At 66.0% G+C, this 17,866-nt stretch carries 20 protein-coding genes and 1 pseudogene; 4 read left to right on the plus strand and 17 right to left on the minus strand.

The window, feature by feature from the left end:
* Positions 1–215: 215 nt before the first annotated feature.
* The 9 genes from ACO2Q5_RS22435 to ACO2Q5_RS22475 form a co-directional block, all read right to left on the minus strand.
* Positions 216–806 carry an OmpW/AlkL family protein gene (locus tag ACO2Q5_RS22435; RefSeq protein WP_423295232.1) on the minus strand — a complete coding sequence of 197 codons (591 nt, stop codon included), beginning with the start codon at positions 804–806 and terminating at the stop codon, positions 216–218.
* Positions 807–948: 142 nt separating this feature from the next.
* Positions 949–1,575, minus strand: a complete 627-nt coding sequence (gene ureG, locus ACO2Q5_RS22440; protein WP_423295234.1) for an urease accessory protein UreG — start codon at positions 1,573–1,575, stop codon at positions 949–951.
* Positions 1,572–2,204, minus strand: coding sequence for an urease accessory protein UreF (locus ACO2Q5_RS22445; protein ID WP_423295236.1), 633 nt, complete (start codon positions 2,202–2,204; stop codon positions 1,572–1,574). Before ACO2Q5_RS22445 ends, ureG begins: the two co-directional genes overlap by 4 nt.
* Positions 2,201–2,830 carry an urease accessory protein UreE gene (locus ACO2Q5_RS22450; protein ID WP_423295238.1) on the minus strand — a complete coding sequence of 210 codons (630 nt, stop codon included), beginning with the start codon at positions 2,828–2,830 and terminating at the stop codon, positions 2,201–2,203. Before ACO2Q5_RS22450 ends, ACO2Q5_RS22445 begins: the two co-directional genes overlap by 4 nt.
* 30 nt (positions 2,831–2,860) lie before the next feature.
* A complete protein-coding gene (locus ACO2Q5_RS22455) occupies positions 2,861–3,031 on the minus strand; it encodes a hypothetical protein (protein ID WP_423295240.1) in 171 nt (56 codons plus the stop codon).
* A gap of 111 nt (positions 3,032–3,142) precedes the next feature.
* Positions 3,143–4,894: an urease subunit alpha gene (gene ureC / locus ACO2Q5_RS22460; protein WP_423295243.1), complete on the minus strand. Its 1,752-nt coding sequence runs from the start codon at positions 4,892–4,894 to the stop codon at positions 3,143–3,145.
* Positions 4,894–5,199: an urease subunit beta gene (locus ACO2Q5_RS22465; RefSeq protein WP_423295246.1), complete on the minus strand. Its 306-nt coding sequence runs from the start codon at positions 5,197–5,199 to the stop codon at positions 4,894–4,896. The genes ureC and ACO2Q5_RS22465 overlap by 1 nt, the downstream gene beginning before the upstream one ends.
* A gap of 95 nt (positions 5,200–5,294) precedes the next feature.
* A complete protein-coding gene (locus ACO2Q5_RS22470) occupies positions 5,295–5,609 on the minus strand; it encodes an urease subunit gamma (protein ID WP_423295248.1) in 315 nt (104 codons plus the stop codon).
* Positions 5,606–6,448, minus strand: a complete 843-nt coding sequence (locus ACO2Q5_RS22475) for an urease accessory protein UreD (RefSeq protein ID WP_423295250.1) — start codon at positions 6,446–6,448, stop codon at positions 5,606–5,608. Before ACO2Q5_RS22475 ends, ACO2Q5_RS22470 begins: the two co-directional genes overlap by 4 nt.
* Before the next feature lie 200 nt (positions 6,449–6,648).
* Between ACO2Q5_RS22475 and ACO2Q5_RS22480 the strand changes: the two genes are divergently transcribed.
* From ACO2Q5_RS22480 to ACO2Q5_RS22490, 3 genes are read left to right on the plus strand one after another with little or no spacing between them, the layout of a single operon-like run.
* A complete protein-coding gene (locus ACO2Q5_RS22480) occupies positions 6,649–7,107 on the plus strand; it encodes a MarR family winged helix-turn-helix transcriptional regulator (RefSeq protein WP_423295252.1) in 459 nt (152 codons plus the stop codon).
* A 2-nt stretch (positions 7,108–7,109) separates the two neighbouring features.
* A complete protein-coding gene (locus tag ACO2Q5_RS22485; RefSeq protein ID WP_423295255.1) occupies positions 7,110–8,225 on the plus strand; it encodes an HlyD family secretion protein in 1,116 nt (371 codons plus the stop codon).
* Positions 8,226–8,234: 9 nt separating this feature from the next.
* Positions 8,235–9,752: a DHA2 family efflux MFS transporter permease subunit gene (locus ACO2Q5_RS22490; protein ID WP_423295257.1), complete on the plus strand. Its 1,518-nt coding sequence runs from the start codon at positions 8,235–8,237 to the stop codon at positions 9,750–9,752.
* A gap of 105 nt (positions 9,753–9,857) precedes the next feature.
* Here the strand turns inward: ACO2Q5_RS22490 and ACO2Q5_RS22495 are convergent, their stop codons facing one another.
* Positions 9,858–11,375, minus strand: a complete 1,518-nt coding sequence (locus ACO2Q5_RS22495) for an aldehyde dehydrogenase family protein (RefSeq protein ID WP_423295259.1) — start codon at positions 11,373–11,375, stop codon at positions 9,858–9,860.
* Between the two features lie 148 nt (positions 11,376–11,523).
* Positions 11,524–12,468, minus strand: a complete 945-nt coding sequence (locus tag ACO2Q5_RS22500) for a GAF domain-containing protein (protein WP_423295261.1) — start codon at positions 12,466–12,468, stop codon at positions 11,524–11,526.
* Positions 12,469–12,652: 184 nt separating this feature from the next.
* Between ACO2Q5_RS22500 and ACO2Q5_RS22505 the strand changes: the two genes are divergently transcribed.
* Positions 12,653–13,018 carry a winged helix-turn-helix domain-containing protein gene (locus ACO2Q5_RS22505; RefSeq protein ID WP_423295263.1) on the plus strand — a complete coding sequence of 122 codons (366 nt, stop codon included), beginning with the start codon at positions 12,653–12,655 and terminating at the stop codon, positions 13,016–13,018.
* Here the strand turns inward: ACO2Q5_RS22505 and ACO2Q5_RS22510 are convergent.
* From ACO2Q5_RS22510 to ACO2Q5_RS22535, 6 genes and pseudogenes are all read right to left on the minus strand, one after another.
* Positions 12,990–13,715, minus strand: a complete 726-nt coding sequence (locus ACO2Q5_RS22510; protein WP_423295265.1) for an HAD-IA family hydrolase — start codon at positions 13,713–13,715, stop codon at positions 12,990–12,992. The two genes, ACO2Q5_RS22505 and ACO2Q5_RS22510, sit on opposite strands and share 29 nt — an antisense overlap.
* Positions 13,712–14,644, minus strand: coding sequence for a CbbX protein (cbbX, locus tag ACO2Q5_RS22515; RefSeq protein ID WP_423295267.1), 933 nt, complete (start codon positions 14,642–14,644; stop codon positions 13,712–13,714). The genes ACO2Q5_RS22510 and cbbX overlap by 4 nt, the downstream gene beginning before the upstream one ends.
* Positions 14,645–14,729: 85 nt before the next feature.
* On the minus strand, positions 14,730–15,119 hold the full coding sequence (locus ACO2Q5_RS22520; RefSeq protein WP_423295269.1) for a ribulose bisphosphate carboxylase small subunit: 390 nt from the start codon (positions 15,117–15,119) through the stop codon (positions 14,730–14,732).
* Positions 15,120–15,130: 11 nt separating this feature from the next.
* Entirely contained in the window at positions 15,131–16,585 is a 1,455-nt protein-coding gene (locus tag ACO2Q5_RS22525; RefSeq protein WP_423295271.1) for a form I ribulose bisphosphate carboxylase large subunit, read from the minus strand.
* 10 nt (positions 16,586–16,595) lie between these two features.
* Positions 16,596–17,675 (minus strand): class II fructose-bisphosphate aldolase, encoded by a 1,080-nt coding sequence (gene fba, locus ACO2Q5_RS22530; protein ID WP_423295273.1) that lies wholly within the window; start codon positions 17,673–17,675, stop codon positions 16,596–16,598.
* 74 nt (positions 17,676–17,749) lie between these two features.
* A pseudogene (locus ACO2Q5_RS22535) lies at positions 17,750–17,866 on the minus strand (erythrose-4-phosphate dehydrogenase); the annotation flags it as partial.

Consider the following 17,866-nt stretch of genomic DNA (forward strand, 5'->3'; position numbering starts at 1 on the left):
GCGCGCGGTCCGGTCCCTTTTTTCCCGCCCATTCTTTCCGCGCGCGGGCCTGAAAGGAAGCGTCCGTGGCGCGCGGCCCGGAATTTTGACGATGAAAGCGGCAATCGTGTCTGATCTGCCGCGAAATCGGGCGCGGAAACGAAAGCGGGGCGCGGTTGGCCCGCGCCCCTTTGGTCCTGCGGTTCCCGAGGGATCATGGCGGGATGAACCCGGGATCAGAACGTCAGGACATAGGATACGCCTGCGACCAGCGGGTTCACCTCGACCTCCCCGACCTTGGTGCCGTTCAGATACACGTCGCTGTTGATGTCGATATAGCGCAGGTCCAGCCGGACGGCGGCCTTGTCATTCACCGCGAAATCGGCGCCCAGATGGGCGGCAAGGCCCCAGCTGTCCTTGATCTTCAAATCGCCCAGAGGCGAACGGTCCTCGAAGAAGGTGGTGTAGTTGAGGCCGACGCCCACGAAGGGCGTGATCGCCCCGCCCGTCGGGAAGTGCCAGTTCAACGAGACGGTGGGTGGCAGCTGTTTCGTCGACCCGATCGAGGTGCCGCCGATCCGGATATCGTGCTTGAACGGGGTTGCGGCCAGAACCTCCAGCCCCAGATTGTCGCGCAGGAAATATTCGAAGGTCACGGTGGGGCGGGTGCTGTTGCCGATCTCTGTCGTGCCGCCCGCGACGATGCCGTTGTCATCTTTCGGCTGCACCAGTCCGACGCCAAGGCCGATGGTGAATTGTCCGGCTTCCTGCGCAAGAGCGGGGGCGGCGATCAGGCAGGCCAGAACGGCGGGGAGAAGGGTCTTCATATCGGGTCTCGCACTTTTGTTTGCGGCCCGAGCCTTGCGCCCGTTGCGGCATCCCGGCGTTGATCTGTGTCAAGCCGGGGTGCGACAGATTTTCGTGTAAACCATTGTCATGATTTACAAAAATACACGAAAGATGCGGGTTTCAGCCCGGCGCCAGCATCAGACCGCCATCGCGTTCCAGAAAGGCCACGATTTCCTCTACGCCCGTGCCCTGCCGCAAACGGGCCATGACATAGGGGCGCGGCCCGCGGGCGCGGCGGGTGTCTTCCTCCAGCAGCGCAAGGTCCACGCCCACATGCGGGGCAAGATCGGTCTTGTTCACGACCAGCAGGTCGGACTTTGCCAGCCCCGGCCCGCGTTTGCGCGGAATGTCCTGCCCGGCGGCGGTGTCAATGACGTAGATCGTCAGATCGGCCAGCTCCGGCGAATAGGTGGCGGCCAGATTGTCGCCACCGGATTCGATCAGGATCAGGTCCAGCGCCGGAAAGGCGCGGTTCAGATCGGCCACGGCGGCAAGGTTGATGCTGGCATCCTCGCGGATGGCGGTATGCGGGCAGCCGCCCGTCTCCACCCCGCGGATGCGTGCCTCGGGCAGGACCTGCGCGCGGACCAGATAATCGGCATCCTCCCGCGTGTAGATGTCATTGGTGATCACCGCCATGTCGCAGCGATGCGCCAGCGCGCGGCAGAGTTGCTCGGTCAGCGTGGTCTTTCCCGCGCCGACGGGGCCGCCGATTCCCACCCGCAAGGGGCCGTTGGGAGAGGTCATGTCCGGTAAATCCTTACGTCCAGAGTCTCATGCCGCATCGACTGCAGGTCGGCGGCGATGGCGGCATTGCCCAGATCATCCTCGCCCGCCGTGGCGGCGCGGGCGGCCAGCGTGGCGATCAGCGGCAGAAGGCCCGCCAGAACGGCCTGACCCGCGGTCTGGCCCAGAGGCACCGCGCGGGTGGCCACGGTCACGAGGTTGGAGGCAAAGGCCTGCAATGCCAGCCCGATCACCTCCTCCGCGGGCAGATCCAGCGGGGCCGCGGCCTGCCCGATCGCCACCGGCAGCGGCGCAGCGGCCACCGCGCGCCCGGTCAGGGCAGAAACGGTGCGGGCAAAGGCGGTGCCTTGGTCCAGCGTCTCGGCCAGCCGCTCGGCCGAAGGGGTGAGCGCCCGCGCCAGTGCGGCCAGTGCCGCCGGATCGGCCCCGGGCCGCAGGGTCAGCGACAGAAGGACCGCATCCTGCCAGCCCGCGCCATGGGCCAGAACCCCGTGCAGCCAATCGGCAAAATCGGTGGCGGTGCGGATGGTGCCATCGGCAATCGCCTGCTCCAGCCCGTGGGAACAGGCAAAAGCCCCGGTCGGAAACGCCGGGGAAAGCCACTGGATCAACGCAAGGCGGCCGCTCACTTCGCTTCGCGATGGCCGTAGGGCAGGGCGGGCATCTCTGTCGCCACCTCGGGCTTGACCGGAGGGTGATAATGCAGATGCCCGTCGCCGTGGTGATGCCAGCCGAAATCCGGCTCAGCTGCCTGCTCCAGACCATGGGCCTGCGGATGGGAATGCGGCGCCGGGTGGTTCTCCGGACCATGAGAATGCCCCATCGTCCGGCCATGGCCATAGGCGCCGCCTTCGGGGGTGAAGGGTTCGGAAACCGGGGTCAGGCTGGCGCCAAGCCCCCGCAACATATCCTCCAGCACATGATCGGCCCGGATCAGCAGCCGCCGCGGCTCGATCTGGCAGGGGGTGTGGCGGTTGCCGATGTGCCAGGCATAGCGCAACAAGTCCGCGCCAGTGATCTCGATCAGCTGCTCTTCCGCCGCCACGACCTGCACCGCGCGGCCGTCCAGCAGCAGAAAGCCCCAATAGTCATCCAGATTGGTGACGGCGGGCAGATCGACCAGAAACCCTTCGTCATGGACGGTGACCAGACGTTTGCGGCGCATCAGCCGTTCGTCATAGGTCAGAACGACCAGATCATACACCCGGTCGGGCGCGGATTTCAGAACAGAGCGGGCGGGGGGAAGATCAGCCATGCCGAACCTTCCCGCCCGCGGCGCGGAAGGTCAATAGTAGGCGCGCGCGCCCAGAATGCGCTGCATCTCGCCCAGGCGGGTGACGCCGCGCGCGGCCAGTTCCGCGTCCGACTGCTGTGACAGCCGCGACAGTGCCTTGAAGTCCGACCGTTGCTCGGCGATGGCGACCAGACGGGTCCAGAGCGATTTTGAAGACGACATGGGAATCCCCTTTCGGTTCGTTCCCTCCCTGAAGCCACAATGCCGCAGTGCAGCAAAAACGGCAACCATGCTGACCGAATACCGGCATTGCGTCTGCCTCAACCCTTTCCGTCAGAACAGGAAATACCGTTGTGCCAAAGGCAGCTCGGTGGCGGGTTCACAGGTAAGAAGCACACCGTCGGCCCGCACCTCATAGGTTTCTGGGTCCACTTCGATGATGGGGGTCAGGTCGTTCAGCTTCATGTCGCGCTTGCCGATGTCGCGGGTGTTTTCTACCGGCAGCAGGTCCTTGGCCAGAGCGTAGCTGTCCCTGATCCCCGCCTCATACCCGGCTTTGGAGGTGAAGATTACCGCATTCCGCTCCACGCTGCGGCCAAAGGCGCCGAACATCGGCCGCGTATGCACCGGCTGCGGCGTCGGGATCGAGGCATTGGGGTCGCCCATCTGTGCCACGACGATCACGCCGCCGATCAGCACCATTTCCGGCTTGGCCGCGAAAAAGGCGGGGGACCACAGCACCAGATCGGCGCGTTTGCCTTCCTGAATGCTGCCGATGTGCTGCGACAACCCGTGCGCGATGGCGGGGTTGATGGTGTATTTCGCCACATAGCGTTTGGCGCGGACATTGTCGTTCGCGCCCTGCTCCTCTGGCAGGCGGCCGCGCTGGACCTTCATCTTGTGGGCGGTCTGCCATGTCCGGGTGATCACCTCACCCACCCGGCCCATGGCCTGACTGTCCGAGGAGATGACCGAGAACGCCCCCATATCGTGCAGGATATCCTCGGCCGCGATGGTTTCGCGCCGGATGCGGCTTTCGGCAAAGGCCACATCCTCTGGCACGCGGCGGTCCAGGTGGTGGCAGACCATCAGCATGTCCAGATGCTCTTCGATGGTGTTCACCGTATAGGGCATCGTCGGATTGGTCGAACTGGGCAGGACGTTCTGGCTGCCGACCACCTTGATGATATCCGGCGCATGGCCGCCGCCCGCGCCTTCGGTGTGGAAGGCGTGAATGGTGCGGCCCCGGATGGCGGCCAGCGTGTTTTCCACAAAGCCGCTTTCGTTCAGCGTGTCGGTGTGGATCATCACCTGCACATCCATCGCATCCGCCACGGTCAGGCAGCAGTCGATGGCGGCGGGGGTGGTGCCCCAGTCTTCATGCAGCTTCAGGCAGGACGCCCCGGCGCGGACCTGTTCCTCCAGCGCGGCGGGAAGCGAAGCATTGCCCTTGCCCGCGAAGGCCAGGTTCATCGGAAAGGCATCGGCGGCCTGAAACATCCGCATCAGATGCCACGGGCCGGGGGTGCAGGTGGTGGCCAGCGTGCCATGGGCCGGTCCCGTGCCGCCGCCCAGCATGGTGGTCAGCCCGGAATGCAGCGCATCGTCAATCTGTTGCGGCGCGATGAAGTGGATATGGGCATCCATGCCGCCCGCGGTCAGGATGCGGCCTTCACCCGCAATGATCTCGGTCCCCGGGCCGACGATCACGTCAACGCCCGGCTGGGTGTCGGGATTGCCCGCCTTGCCGATCTTGGCGATCCGCCCGTCGCGCAGGCCGACATCCGCCTTGTAGATCCCGGTATAGTCCAGGATCAGCGCATTGGTGATGACCGTATCCATCGCGCCCTGCGCGCGCGTCAGCTGCGACTGGCCCATTCCGTCGCGGATGACCTTGCCGCCGCCGAACTTCACCTCTTCGCCGTAAACCGGGCCATTGGCGCCCTTGGTCGCCGCGCCCGTGCGTTCGGCGATCAGGTCACGCTCCACCTCGATGATGATCTCGGTATCGCCAAGGCGCACACGGTCGCCCGTGGTGGGGCCATACATGTCGGCATAGGTGCCGCGAGAGATGATATGTGCCATCAGAGCGTTCCCATCACACGCGCGTTGAAACCATAGACCGTCCGGGCGCCGGACAGCGGCACCAGCGCCACCTCGCGCGTTTGCCCCGATTCAAAACGGACGGCGGTTCCGGCGGGAATGTCCAGCCGCTTGCCATGGGCGGCCTCCCGGTCGAAATCCAGCCCGGGGTTCGTTTCTGCAAAATGGTAGTGGCTGCCCACCTGCACCGGACGGTCGCCGGTGTTCGATACTGTCAAGACGGTCACTTCGGCGCCTGCGTTCAGGATCAGGTCGCCCTCGGCCGGAAAGATTTCACCGGGGATCATTTCTGCCCCCGGCGAAAGAAGACATGCAGGACCCGCGGCACGGCGGGCGCGGGCAGGGCAAGGGAGACGGCAAGGATGCGGGCCATGGGGTCCCCTTACAGGATGGCGTGGCGGATCGGGTGATGGACGGTCACCAGCTTGGTGCCGTCCGGAAAGGTGGCCTCGACCTGCACGGAATGGATCATCTCGGGGATGCCCGTCATGCATTGCTCGGTCGTGATGACATGGGCGCCGGCCTCCATCAGCTCTGCGACCGAGCGGCCATCGCGCGCGCCCTCCACCACGAAATCGGTGATCAGCGCCACCGCCTCGGGGTGGTTCAGCTTTACCCCCCGCGCCAGCCGCCCGCGCGCCACCATGGCCGCAAGGCTGACGAGGAGCTTGTCCTTTTCCCGTGGGGTCAGGTTCATGCCAGTCTCTCCAGTGTTTGCCAGACGCGCGGGGCTTTCGCGCGCCGCAGGACCGCCAGCGCGCGGACGATCTGACGGCGCATCGGCCACCCATCCCCCGCCCGCATCCGGCAGACCAGTTTCCCGTCGAAGGCCGAAGCTGCAGCCTCGACCCCCGGTTCATCCAGAACGGCGCGCAGGGGCGCCAGCGCATCGGTCGCGTCCTGCGACACCAGTGCAATCGTGGCAAAGGCGCGCGATCCGTCCAGCACGGCCCGGCCACCGGTCAGCGCGGCACGGTCCAGCACCACCGCCTCCACCAGTGCAGGCGTGCCGTCGCGCCAGACCTCGCGCCGGTCGCGGAAGGTCAGGTCTTCGAGGGTTTCGCCCATGGCACTGCGGCCCAGCACCACCGATTCCAGCATCAGGCAGCCCGCGCCGGGGGCAAGGCTGATCCGCGTGCGCCGCGACAGGGCAGAGCGGTCGAAGAGGATGGTCTCCTGCGGCAGCCAGTCCAGCCAGCCGCCCGCACCCACCGTCAGCGCGATGTCCACCTGCGCCTGCCCGTCCCCGGCGCGATAGGCGCGTTCGGCCGTCTGGGTCATCGCCACGGCCCTGCATCCGGCGCCCAAATCCAGCCGGTAGGACAGCCGGTCCCCGCCGGTCAGCCCGCCCGAGGTGTTCAGGAACACGACTTCCGGCACCGTGCCTGCATGCGGCAGGATCGCCTTGGCATTGCCCTGCTGGCGCAGGCCGGCCAGCACCGTGCGCGCCCCGTGCGTGCGCAGGGACACGGCCGCTTCGCCCCGGCTGCGCTGCATCGGGGCCCTCGCGGTCTGCATCGGGGCAAGTGCCGTCATGTATCCTCCGGTCATTCCGCCGCAGGATGGGCGCGGCCTGCGGTCAAGGCAACGGAAGGCGGGCGCTTTGCGCGCCGGGAAAATGCGTATTGCCCAAAAACCGGGCAATTCCGCAAATGCACAGGTCATGTGCATGATTATTGTATCCATAGTTACCATTCCAGATTGAATAGTAACTATGGTTATTATATCCATAGGGCATGGAACACAGAATCGAGCGTCTTGGTCAATTGTTGCACGATGCCTCACGCGGTATCCGCCGCCGGTTTGAAGAGCGGACGGCCTGTCATGGGCTTTCGGCGACGCAATGGCGCCTTCTGGCGCTGAGCTTTCACGAAGGGCCGATGACGCAGGCCGCATTGGCCGACCGTCTGGATGTCGAACCGATGAGCGTATCGCGTCTGGTCGACCGGATGGAGGCGGGGGGCTGGGTGCAGCGCATTCCGCATCCCGATGACCGCCGCGCCCGTCTGGTGCGCCATACCGACAAGGCCGCCGCGGTGGCCGACAGCGTGCGCAGCATTGCGCATGAAGTCTTTGACGAAGCTTTGGTTCGCCTGAACGACGACCAGCGCCGCCAGCTGCAGCATGCGCTGGTGACGATCATCGAAACCCTTGCGACCGCCGCTCCCGCTCCGGCCGCCTTTGCCGAGCCGTAATCATGAGTGACATTCCCGAACTTCCCGCCGCCCCTGCCGCGGCTGCCCCTGCTGTGGCGGCGCCTGCCGCCGCAGCCCCCGCCCGCAAATCCCCCCGCCGTCTTGCGCTGATTCTGGCCGTGCCGCTCGCGCTGGCCGCTGGTGCGGGCTATCTGTGGTTTGCTGGCGGTGGCAGCGAGAGCACTGAAAACGCCCAGCTGCGCCAAGCGCGGCTGTCCATCGCCCCCACCATCGGGGGCCGCGTGGTCGAGGTGGCGGTGACCGAGCTTCAGCATGTGAAGGCGGGCGACCTGCTGTTTCGGGTGGACCCGGAACCCTATCAACTGGCCGTCACCCAGGCCGAGGCTGCGGTCGCGGCCGCGCGGCTGCAGGTCGAGCAGTTGAAGGCCGCCTATGCGCAGGCTTTGGCGCAGGAAAAGCTGACCGCCGACAATGCGGCCTATCTGCGTCATGAGTCGGACCGCAAGGAAGCCCTTGCGAAACGGGGTGTTGCCGCCGTGACCGATCTGGACGATGCCCGTCACGCCGCCCTTCAGGCCGAGGAACAGTCGGCCGTGGCCGCCATGACCGCGGGTGCGGCCCGGGCCGCGCTGGGGGGCGATCCCGATGCCGCGACCGACAGTCATCCCGCCGTTGCGGCCGCTTTGGCCGAACTGGACCGCGCCCGCTACAACCTGTCGGTGACCACGGTAACCGCGCCCGCGGACGGTATCGTGACGCAGGCCGCCAGTTTCCGCCCCGGGGCGATGGTGGCGGCCGGAACCGCGGTCTTCGCGCTGGTCGAGACCGGTGAGGTCTGGGTCGAGGCGAATTTCAAGGAAACCCAGCTTGCGGATATGGCCGCGGGCCAGCGGGCCGAAATTACCTTCGATGCCTTGCCGGGCCAGCCGCTGCACGGCACGGTCGAGGCGATCGGCGCAGGCACGGGGGCCGAATTCTCGCTGCTGCCCGCGCAGAATGCCACCGGCAACTGGGTGAAGGTCACGCAGCGGGTGCCGGTGCGCATCCGTCTGGACGATCCCGCCCGGGTCAGCGGGCTGGCCACCGGCCTCTCGGCCGAGGTGACGGTGGAAACCGGACAGGATGCCGGGATCATGGCCGCCATGGCTGCCGAGTAAGGTGATGCCATGGCCACCGCTTCCGCCGCGGCTGTGCCCGCCGCTTCCGAGCCTCAGGTCCGGCACAAGGGCCTGATCACGCTGGCCATCATGCTGGCCACGATCATGCAGGTGCTGGACACCACGATTGCCAATGTGGCGCTGCCGTCGATGACGGGCGATCTGGGCGCCTCGCAGGACACGATCAACTGGGTGCTGACCAGCTATATCGTGGCCGCGGCCATCGCCACGCCGCTGACCGGCTGGCTCTCCGACCGTTTTGGCCGGCGCGAGCTGTTTCTGGTCTCCATCGTCGGCTTCGTTGCCACCTCGGTGGCCTGCGGTCTGGCATGGAGCCTGCCGTCCATGGTGGGCTTCCGCCTGATGCAGGGCCTGTTCGGCGCGGCCATCGTGCCGCTGTCGCAGACCTTCCTTCTGGACATCAACAGCCGCGAGAAGGCCGGGCAAGCCATGGCGATGTGGGGCGCGGGGATCATGGTCGGCCCGATCATCGGGCCCACCCTGGGCGGCTGGCTGACCGAAAGTTTCAACTGGCGCTGGGTGTTCTTCATCAACCTGCCGGTGGGCATCCTGGCCTTTCTGGGCTGTGCCGCCTTCCTGCCGCGCAGCGCGCGGCGGCTGCGCCGGTTCGACATGATCGGCTTTGGGCTTCTGGCCCTGGGCATCGGCGCCTTGCAGATGATCCTGGACCGCGGGGCCGAGGTGGACTGGTTCGCTGCCGGGGAAATCTGGGTCTATACCGTGCTGACCGCGGCGGGGCTGTGGATGTTCGCGGTCCATATCATGACCACGGACAAGCCCTTTCTGGATCCGGCGATCTTTGCCGACCGCAACTTTGCCACGGGTCTTGTGTTCATCTTCGTGATCGGGGTGCTGCTGCTGTCCTCGCTGGCACTGCTGCCGCCGATGCTGTCCAAGATCTTCGGCTATCCGGTGGTCACGACCGGCCTTGTCATGGCGCCACGCGGGGTGGGGACGATGATCTCGATGCTGCTCGTCGGGCGGCTTGTCCGGGTGGTGGACCCGCGGCTTCTGGTTGTCACCGGCCTGTCGCTGACCGCGCTGTCGCTGTGGGAGATGACGGGGTTCACCCCGCAGATGGATGCCTGGCCGGTGATCCGGTCCGGCGTCACCCAAGGGTTGGGGCTTGGACTGGTCTTCGTGCCACTGTCCACGGTGGCCTTTGCCACGCTGGACCCGAAGTTTCGCGCCGATGCGACCAGCCTTTTCAGCCTTGTGCGCAACATCGGCTCTTCCATCGGGATCTCTCTGGTCTCGGTCCTGCTGACGCGGAACGTGCAGGTCAACCATGCCGAACTTGCGGCGTCGATCAGCCCGTTCAACCCGGTGCTGCAGCAGGCCAGCCCGGCGGCCGCAGCGGGCAATGCCTCGGCTTTGGCCACGCTGGACCAGCTGGTGAATGCACAAGCGGCGATGATTTCCTACGTCGACGACTTCTGGCTGATGATGTGGGTGACGCTGGCGGCCATTCCGCTGGCCCTGCTGATGCGGCGGCCCGCCCGCTGAGAGCCCCCGGACGTAATGGCAAAGGCCCCCGTCTTGCGACGGGGGCCTGTTCGGCCAGAGAACGCAGGGGGAGGAGGAAGGCCTCCGGCCGGGAGTCTTGCAGGATCAGAAGAAGCCCAGCTTCTTCGGATTGTAGCTGACCAGCAGGTTCTTGGTTTCCTGATAGTGATCCAGCATCATCTTGTGGGTTTCACGCCCGATGCCGGACTGCTTGTAGCCGCCGAAGGCTGCACCTGCTGGATAGAGGTGGTAGCAGTTGGTCCAGACCCGGCCCGCCTCGATGGCGCGGCCCGCACGATAGGCGGTGTTCGCATTGCGCGACCAGACGCCCGCGCCCAGACCAAAGACCGTGTCATTGGCGATCTCGATGGCTTCGTCCGCGGTCTTGAACGTCGTGACCGAGACGACCGGCCCGAAGATCTCTTCCTGGAAGACGCGCATCTTGTTGTTGCCTTCGAAGACCGTCGGCTGGACGTAGAAGCCTTTCGAGATGTCGCCGTTGAAGTTCTGGGCCGAGCCGCCGGCCAGAACCTTGGCGCCTTCCTTGCGACCGATGTCCAGATAGCCGGTGATCTTGTCGAACTGCTCCTGGCTGGCCTGCGCGCCGATCATGGTGTTGCCGACCCGCGGGTCGCCCGCCACGATGGCATCCACCCGCTTCAGCGCGCGTTCCATGAAACGGTCGTAGATCTTTTCATGGACCAGCGCCCGCGACGGGCAGGTGCAGACCTCGCCCTGATTCAGGGCGAACATGGTGAAGCCTTCCAGCGCCTTGTCGAAATAGTCGTCGTCTTCGTCCATCACGTCTTCGAAGAAGATGTTCGGCGACTTGCCGCCCAGTTCCAGCGTGATGTTGGTCAGGTTGTCGGCGGCGGCCTTCATGATCATCTTGCCCACCGGGGTCGATCCGGTGAAGGCGATCTTGGCGATCCGCGGGCTGGACGACAGGGCGGCGCCCGCCTCTTCGCCGACGCCGTTGACGATGTTCAGAACCCCCGGCGGCAGCAGGTCCTCGATGAAGGACATCAGATACAGGATCGAGGCCGGGGTCTGTTCCGCGGGCTTCAGCACCACGCAATTGCCCGCGGCCAGAGCGGGAGCCAGCTTCCATGCCGCCATCAGGATCGGGAAGTTCCACGGGATGATCTGGCCGACGACACCCAGAGGTTCGTGGAAGTGATAGGCCACGGTGTCATCGTCGATCTGCCCGATCGAGCCTTCCTGCGCGCGGATGGCCCCGGCGAAATAGCGGAAGTGGTCGATGGTCAGCGGGATGTCGGCGGCCATCGTTTCGCGCAGCGGCTTGCCGTTGTCCCAGGTTTCGGCAATGGCGATGGCTTCAAGGTTCTGCTCGATCCGGTCGGCGATCTTCAGCAGGATGTTCGACCGCTCGGTCGCGCTGGTGGCGGCCCAGCGGCGGCGGGCGGCATGGGCGGCGTCCAGCGCGGCTTCGACATCCTTGGCGTCCGAGCGGGCGACCTCGCAGATCACCGCGCCGGTCACGGGCGAGATGTTCTCCATATAGCGGCCCGATTTCGGGGCCACCCACTGACCGCCGATGTAGTTTTCATAGCGGGTCTTGAACGGCGCGGCCGACAGGCCGAATTCCTCGTGCTTGGTCATGATCATCTCCTCCAGAAGCCACCCTCCCTGGCGGCCATGAAAGAAGATTGCGGCTTATCGACCCCTGCGTCACCCCGACCTTCGTGCTGCATCGGCGAAAGCTGTCTCAGAACTGAGACAGTCGGAGGTGCGAATGATAGAAAGAAAGTTACTCTGACCGGCCCAGCTTGCGGTGCAAAGTTGCGCGGCTGATGCCAAGCGCCCGCGCCGCGGCCGAGAGATTCCCGCCCGCCCGCGCAATCGCCCGGGTGATCACGGCGCGTTCGCCGTCTTCGGGGCGGACATGCGCCTCGACCCCCAGAAGGTCCGACACCGGCAGCGGCGCCTTTGTCAGATCGCCCGACAGGCCCAGATGCTGCCGCGCGGCCCGGGTGGCGCCGATCACCAGATCGTCGGCATCCACCGCCAGAAGCGCGCCCAGACCCCGGTCTATGCCGGGGACAAGCACCATCCGCGCCTTGGGAAACCGCGCGTGGAACAGGTCCGCCTCGATCTTGCGGGCGGCCTCGGTGGCGGAATGGCTGATCAGCCCGGCAAAGCCTTCGCCCAGATCCTTGCGCACGGTGGACACGTCCAGCACGGCGATCAGATCGCCATTGGCATCATGCACCGGGGCCGAGATGCAGGTCAGTTCGATGTTCAGCGACAGGAAATGCTGGTCGCGGTTCACCACCACCGGGCGGCGTTCCACCAGACAGGTGCCGATGGCATTGGTGCCCACGGCCGATTCGGACCAGCGGGTGCCGGTCCACAGGCCCGCATCGGCAAAATCGCGGTCCTCGGACGGCTTGCCCAGCCGGTCCACCGCCACACCTTCCTCGCTGGCGAGAATCACGCTGGCGCCGAATCCGCCCACGGCCTGAAACAGCCGCTCCAGCGTGGGGCGGGCGGCAATGCTCACAGGTTCCATGCGCTGGTGAAGGGCGCGCAGCTCGCCCTCGGTCAGGCGCTCGTCGCGGGGTTTGCGCGCGGGATCAAGGCCATGCACATTGGCCGACCGGGCCCAGCTGGCCACGATCGAGGATTTCGCCGCCGCCCCCTGCGCCAGCGCGGCGGCCACGGCTTCCTCATGGCTGCGGACGTGCCGTATCATGCCGTCCATCCCTTTCTGTGAAGGCAGCTCCTCCACCGATCTGCCACAAGGCCTGAGGCTAGCGCATTTCGGGCCTATGGGGGAATTTTTTGTGCGCCGGGCGAAAATGTGCCGCTGGCCGTGCGGAGCAGGGCTTCATTCCGGGGCTTGATCCTGCGCCGGGCTTACCCGAAGACTGCGGGGGATGAGCGATGACCTCCCACCTGAACTGCGCCTGCGGCTGCGGCTTTACCTGCCCGGCGGGCTGATGCTGGGACCGGGCAAGGCCGATCTTCTGGAGGGCATTGCCGAGACCGGCAGCATCGCCGCTGCAGGCCGCCGCATGGGGATGAGCTACAAGCGCGCCTGGAGCCTCGTCGAGGAGATGAACGCCGCCTTCACCGCGCCCCTTGTGGCCAGTGCCCGTGGCGGCGCAGGCGGCGGTGGCGCCCATCTGACCGCCGAGGGGCAGTCGGTGCTGACCCGCTACCGCGCCCTGATCGCCGCCACCTTGCAGGCGGGCGCCGATGATATCGCCGCGATCACCGCGCTCCTGCGTCCGAAGGCGTGACGGACAGCGCGCGCCGCACCCCCTCCAGCCCGCCCAGTTGCGAAAAGCAGTCCAGCGCCAGCGTGGCCCCCGCGTCCGCCTCGTGCAGGGTATAGATCCCGCGGGACAGGATCACCGGCAATCCCGCCGCCCGCGCCGCGCGGACGCCGTTCGCGCTGTCTTCGAATGCCACCGCCTCGGCCGCGCGCAGCCCCAGACGCCGCAAAGCCAGCAGATAGACGTCGGGCGCAGGCTTCTTTTCCGCCACCTGATCCCCGGCGGCCACCACGTCGAACACCTGTGCCGAGGGCTGGTCAAATACGGCGCGGCACAAAGCCTCGACATTGGCGGCACTGGTGGTGGTGGCCACGGCCAGAAGGATTCCCGTGCGCCGCGCCTCTGTCATCAGCCGCAGGATGCCGGGGCGAAGCTCGCTGACCGAAGGGCCGGGCTGTTCCCCGCCTGCGGCCATCAGCGCCCCGAAAATGCGGGTCTTTTCGGCATGCAGCGCGGCCACCGGCACGGCGCCAGCGCCGGTCTCGGCGGCATAACGCGCGATCCGCTCCTTGCCGCCGGTGGTGGTCAGCAGGCGGCGGTAGGTCTCCACGTCCCAGTGCCAGCCCAGACCCGCCGCCGCAAAGGCCGCGTTGAACCCGGCGCGATGCAGCTCTTCCGTTTCGGCCAGAGTGCCGTCCACATCGAAGATCAGCGCCTTCATTCCGGCGCCCCCGTCAGCAGCCCGCCGGTGAAGACACGGCTGACGGCGATATCCGCGGCCTCGATGGTGGACAGGGTCCCTGCATCCACCAAGCCTCCCGCCTGAAACAGCCGGTTCGCCTGCCGCAGCCGCGCGCGGTCCAGCGCGTTGCGGATCGACCGGGCATTGGCGAAATGCGGCTGTCCGCGGCGGAGCGTGATGTAGCGCGCCATGACCGCCTCCGCCTCGGGTGAAAGCCGATAGCCCTGCGCCTCCAGCATGGTGCCCGCGATCTGCCCCAGTTCGGCATCCGAGTAGTCGGGGAATTCGATATGATGGGCGATGCGAGAGCGGAAGCCGGGGTTCGACTGGAAGAAGCGGTCCATCCGGTCGGCATATCCGGCAAGGATCACGACCAGATCGTCGCGCATATTCTCCATCACCTGCAGCAGGATCTCGATCGCCTCCTGCCCGTAATCGCGTTCATTGTCGGGGCGGTAGAGGTAATAGGCCTCGTCGATGAACAGCACACCGCCCATGGCCTTCTTCAGCACCTCCTTGGTCTTGGGCGCGGTATGGCCGATGTATTGGCCCACCAGATCGTCCCGCGTGACCGAGACCAGATGCCCCTTGCGCACATAGCCAAGGCGGTGCAGAAGCCCCGCCATCTTCAGCGCGACCGTGGTCTTGCCGGTGCCCGGATTGCCGGTAAAGGACATGTGCAGCGTCGGCACCTCGCCCGACAGGCCGAGCCCCCGCCGCGCCCGGTCCACCAGCAAAAGCGCCGCCGTCTCGCGGATGCGCGCCTTGACCGGCGCCAGTCCGATCAGCTCCGTCTCCAGCTCGTCCAGCACTTCGCGCACGCCCGAGCTTTCGTACTCCGCCCGCAGGTCCACCGTCTGCGGATTCACCGGCCGCGGCCCGTCGCCGTCCATGGCATGCCCTTTCATCTGTTCAGAAATATCCTCGGGGGGAGGTGCCGCCCCCTAGGGCGGCACTGCGGGGGGCAGACAGCCCCCCGGGCGGCGGTGCAGACTAGCGCACCACCTCATGGGTATAGCGGATGGACCTGCCGTCCACCTCCTGCCGGGTCATGCGGATGACCGGCTCCACCTTCGGGCGGTTGACGATGAAACTCATCGTCACCGTCTCGAACCCGCGGGTGGAATCGAAGGCGTTCAGCCGGATATAGGCCTCGGGCTCCGCCTTGCGGCACTCGGCCAACTCCATCAGCACGCCCTTCGCGTCCTTCAGGTCGAACATGGGATTGCCCCACATCTCCCAGAAGGTGTTCCGCGGGTGGGGATCGTGGGTCCATTCCACCCCCACGGCCCAGCCCATGCGCAGGCAATATTCCACCTGCACGGTGATCTCTTCGTCCGTCAGATCCGGCAGGAACGAAAAACAGCCCTGAGTGATACGCATTCCGGTCTCCCTTAGCTGACGGCCGGGGTCGGCACGAAGTCCGACGTGTCGGTCGAGGTATAGTTGAAGGTGATGTTGCCCCAGGTATCGAGGGCAGCTTCCAGCGGCTTGCACCACCTGGCCGCCTTGCGCAGGATTTCGGGCCCTTCGGTCTTCAGGTCGCGGCCCTCGTTGCGGGCAAAGACCATCGCCTCCAGCGCGACGCGGTTCGCGGTCGCCCCTGCCTGAATGCCCATCGGATGGCCGATGGTGCCGCCGCCGAACTGCAGCACCACATCATCGCCGAAGAGGTCGATCAGCTGGTGCATCTGCCCCGCGTGAATCCCGCCCGAGGCGACGGGCATCACCTTCTTCAGATCGGCCCAGTCCTGTTCGAAATAGATGCCGCGGGCCAGATCCACCTCGTTCCGCATCTCGCGGCAGACATTGTAATAGCCCTGCACCGTGGGCGGATCGCCCTCCAGCTTGCCCACGGCGGTGCCTGCGTGGATATGGTCCACCCCGGCCATCCGCATCCATTTGGCGATGACGCGGAAGCTGATCCCGTGGTTTTTCTGGCGGGTATAGGTGCCGTGGCCTGCGCGGTGCAGGTGCAGGATCATGTCGTTCTGGCGGCACCATTCGCTGATCGACTGGATCGCGGTATAGCCGATGATCAGATCGATCATCACGATGACGCTGCCCAGCGATTTGGCGAATTCGGCGCGGCGATACATCTCCTCCATCGTGCCGGCGGTGATGTTCAGGTAATGGCCCTTCACCTCGCCCGTCTCGGCCTGCGCCTTGTTCACCGCCTCCATGCAATACAGGAAGCGGTCGCGCCAATGCATGAAGGGCTGCGAGTTGATGTTCTCGTCATCCTTCATGAAATCAAGGCCGCCCTTCAGCCCCTCATAAACCACCCGGCCATAGTTCTTGCCCGAAAGGCCCAGCTTCGGCTTCGTCGTGGCGCCCAGCAAAGGCCGCCCGAACTTGTCCAGCCGCTCGCGCTCGACCACGATGCCCGTGGGCGGGCCCTTATAGGTTTTCACATAGGCCACCGGCAGGCGCATATCCTCCAGCCGGGCGGCCTTCAGCGGCTTGAAGCTGAAGACATTGCCGATGATCGAGGCGGTCAGGTTCGCGATGGAGCCTTCCTCGAACAGGATCAGGTCATAGGCGACATAGCAGAAATATTCGCCCGGCCGGCCCGGCACCGGGTCCACCCGGTAGGCCTTGGCGCGATACTGGTCGCAGGCGGTCAGCCGGTCGGTCCAGACCACGGTCCAGGTGGCGGTGCTGCTTTCCCCCGCCACCGCGGCAGCGGCCTCGACCGGATCCACGCCGTCCTGCGGGGTGATGCGGAACAGCGCCAGCAGATCGGTGTCCTTGGGCACATAATCGCCGTCCCAATAGCCCATCTGCGCATATTTCAGCACCCCCGCGCGATAGCGCTCGGTGCCGCGGATTTCCTTCATCTCGGTCATGGGCTCCTCCTCAGGCGGCCTTGGATGTGGAAGGGACGGGGGCCAGCGCCCCCGAGGCGTAGCGCTTCGCCATCCCGTCCAGCGGGAGGGGCGAGATGCGATGGGCATTCCCGGCGGTGCCGAAAGCCTCGAACCGCTCGCGGCACAGACGCGCCATGGCGTCCATCGCGGGTTTCAGGAACTTGCGCGGGTCGAATTCCCGCGGGTTCTTTGTGGCGATGCGGCGGAATTCGGCGCTCATCGCCATGCGGCAATCGGTGTCGATGTTCACCTTGCGCACGCCGTGGCGAATGCCGCGGACGATTTCCTCCACCGGCACGCCAAAGGTCTGCGGCATCTGGCCGCCGTTCTCGTTGATGATGTTCTGCAATTCCTGCGGCACGGATGAGGAGCCGTGCATCACCAGATGGGTGTTGGGCAGGCGGCGGTGGATCTCCTCGATCACCGACATGGCCAGAATCTCGCCATCGGGGCGGCGGCTGAACTTGTAGGCGCCGTGGCTGGTGCCGCAGGCAATGGCCAAAGCATCCACCCCGGTCTTCGCCACGAAATCCTCGGCCTGTGCGGGATCGGTCAGAAGCTGGCTGTGATCCAGCTTGCCTTCCGCACCATGGCCGTCCTCCGCCTCGCCCTCGCCGGTCTCAAGGCTGCCCAGAACGCCCAGCTCGCCCTCGACGCTGGCACCCACCCAATGCGCCATCCGCGCGACCCGCTCGGTGATCTGCACGTTGTAGTCATAGGGGGCCGGGGTCTTCATATCGGCCATCAGGCTGCCGTCCATCATGACAGAGGTGAACCCGTGGCGGATCGCCGTCATGCAGGTCGCCTCGTCATTGCCGTGGTCCTGATGCAGGCAGATCGGAATGCCCGGCCAGGTCTCGGCCAAGGCCTCCACCATGCGCCGCAGCATCAGATCGCCCGCATAGCCGCGCGCGCCCCGGCTGGCCTGCAGGATCACCGGCGCATCGCAGGCGGCGGCAGCCTCCATGATGGCCAGCGCCTGTTCCATATTGTTGATATTGAAGGCCGGAACGCCGTAGCCGCGTTCGGCCGCGTGATCCAGCAATTGCCGCAGCGTGATCAGGGCCATGCCCCTGTCCTCCCTTTATCTTGGTGGAAATATCCCGGGGGGTGCGGGGGGCTGGCCCCCCGCCTTCCGCGGTTTCAGATGAGTTTCCCCATGGCGACGGCGGTATCCGCCATGCGGTTGGAGAAGCCCCATTCGTTGTCGTACCAGCTCAGGACCGAGCACATTGTGCCGTCCATGACCTTGGTCTGGTC

Source organism: Neotabrizicola sp. VNH66, from assembly GCF_049445895.1.
In the GTDB taxonomy this organism is placed as follows: domain Bacteria; phylum Pseudomonadota; class Alphaproteobacteria; order Rhodobacterales; family Rhodobacteraceae; genus Pseudogemmobacter.

Bases quoted from the DNA above. Each gene is read 5' to 3' on its own strand.
- ACO2Q5_RS22450 (WP_423295238.1), bottom strand. From the start codon at position 2,830: ATGGCTGATCTTCCCCCCGCCCGCTCTGTTCTGAAATCCGCGCCCGAC.
- ACO2Q5_RS22435 (WP_423295232.1), bottom strand. From the start codon at position 806: ATGAAGACCCTTCTCCCCGCCGTTCTGGCCTGCCTGATCGCCGCCCCC.
- ACO2Q5_RS22470 (WP_423295248.1), bottom strand. From the start codon at position 5,609: ATGAACCTGACCCCACGGGAAAAGGACAAGCTCCTCGTCAGCCTTGCG.
- ureG (WP_423295234.1), bottom strand. From the start codon at position 1,575: ATGACCTCTCCCAACGGCCCCTTGCGGGTGGGAATCGGCGGCCCCGTC.
- ACO2Q5_RS22465 (WP_423295246.1), bottom strand. From the start codon at position 5,199: ATGATCCCCGGTGAAATCTTTCCGGCCGAGGGCGACCTGATCCTGAAC.
- ACO2Q5_RS22520 (WP_423295269.1), bottom strand. From the start codon at position 15,119: ATGCGTATCACTCAGGGCTGTTTTTCGTTCCTGCCGGATCTGACGGAC.
- ACO2Q5_RS22500 (WP_423295261.1), bottom strand. From the start codon at position 12,468: ATGATACGGCACGTCCGCAGCCATGAGGAAGCCGTGGCCGCCGCGCTG.
- ACO2Q5_RS22490 (WP_423295257.1), top strand. From the start codon at position 8,235: ATGGCCACCGCTTCCGCCGCGGCTGTGCCCGCCGCTTCCGAGCCTCAG.
- ureC (WP_423295243.1), bottom strand. From the start codon at position 4,894: ATGGCACATATCATCTCTCGCGGCACCTATGCCGACATGTATGGCCCC.
- ACO2Q5_RS22475 (WP_423295250.1), bottom strand. From the start codon at position 6,448: ATGACGGCACTTGCCCCGATGCAGACCGCGAGGGCCCCGATGCAGCGC.
- ACO2Q5_RS22510 (WP_423295265.1), bottom strand. From the start codon at position 13,715: ATGAAGGCGCTGATCTTCGATGTGGACGGCACTCTGGCCGAAACGGAA.
- cbbX (WP_423295267.1), bottom strand. From the start codon at position 14,644: ATGAAAGGGCATGCCATGGACGGCGACGGGCCGCGGCCGGTGAATCCG.
- ACO2Q5_RS22480 (WP_423295252.1), top strand. From the start codon at position 6,649: ATGGAACACAGAATCGAGCGTCTTGGTCAATTGTTGCACGATGCCTCA.
- ACO2Q5_RS22485 (WP_423295255.1), top strand. From the start codon at position 7,110: ATGAGTGACATTCCCGAACTTCCCGCCGCCCCTGCCGCGGCTGCCCCT.
- fba (WP_423295273.1), bottom strand. From the start codon at position 17,675: ATGGCCCTGATCACGCTGCGGCAATTGCTGGATCACGCGGCCGAACGC.
- ACO2Q5_RS22505 (WP_423295263.1), top strand. From the start codon at position 12,653: ATGAGCGATGACCTCCCACCTGAACTGCGCCTGCGGCTGCGGCTTTAC.
- ACO2Q5_RS22455 (WP_423295240.1), bottom strand. From the start codon at position 3,031: ATGTCGTCTTCAAAATCGCTCTGGACCCGTCTGGTCGCCATCGCCGAG.
- ACO2Q5_RS22525 (WP_423295271.1), bottom strand. From the start codon at position 16,585: ATGACCGAGATGAAGGAAATCCGCGGCACCGAGCGCTATCGCGCGGGG.
- ACO2Q5_RS22495 (WP_423295259.1), bottom strand. From the start codon at position 11,375: ATGACCAAGCACGAGGAATTCGGCCTGTCGGCCGCGCCGTTCAAGACC.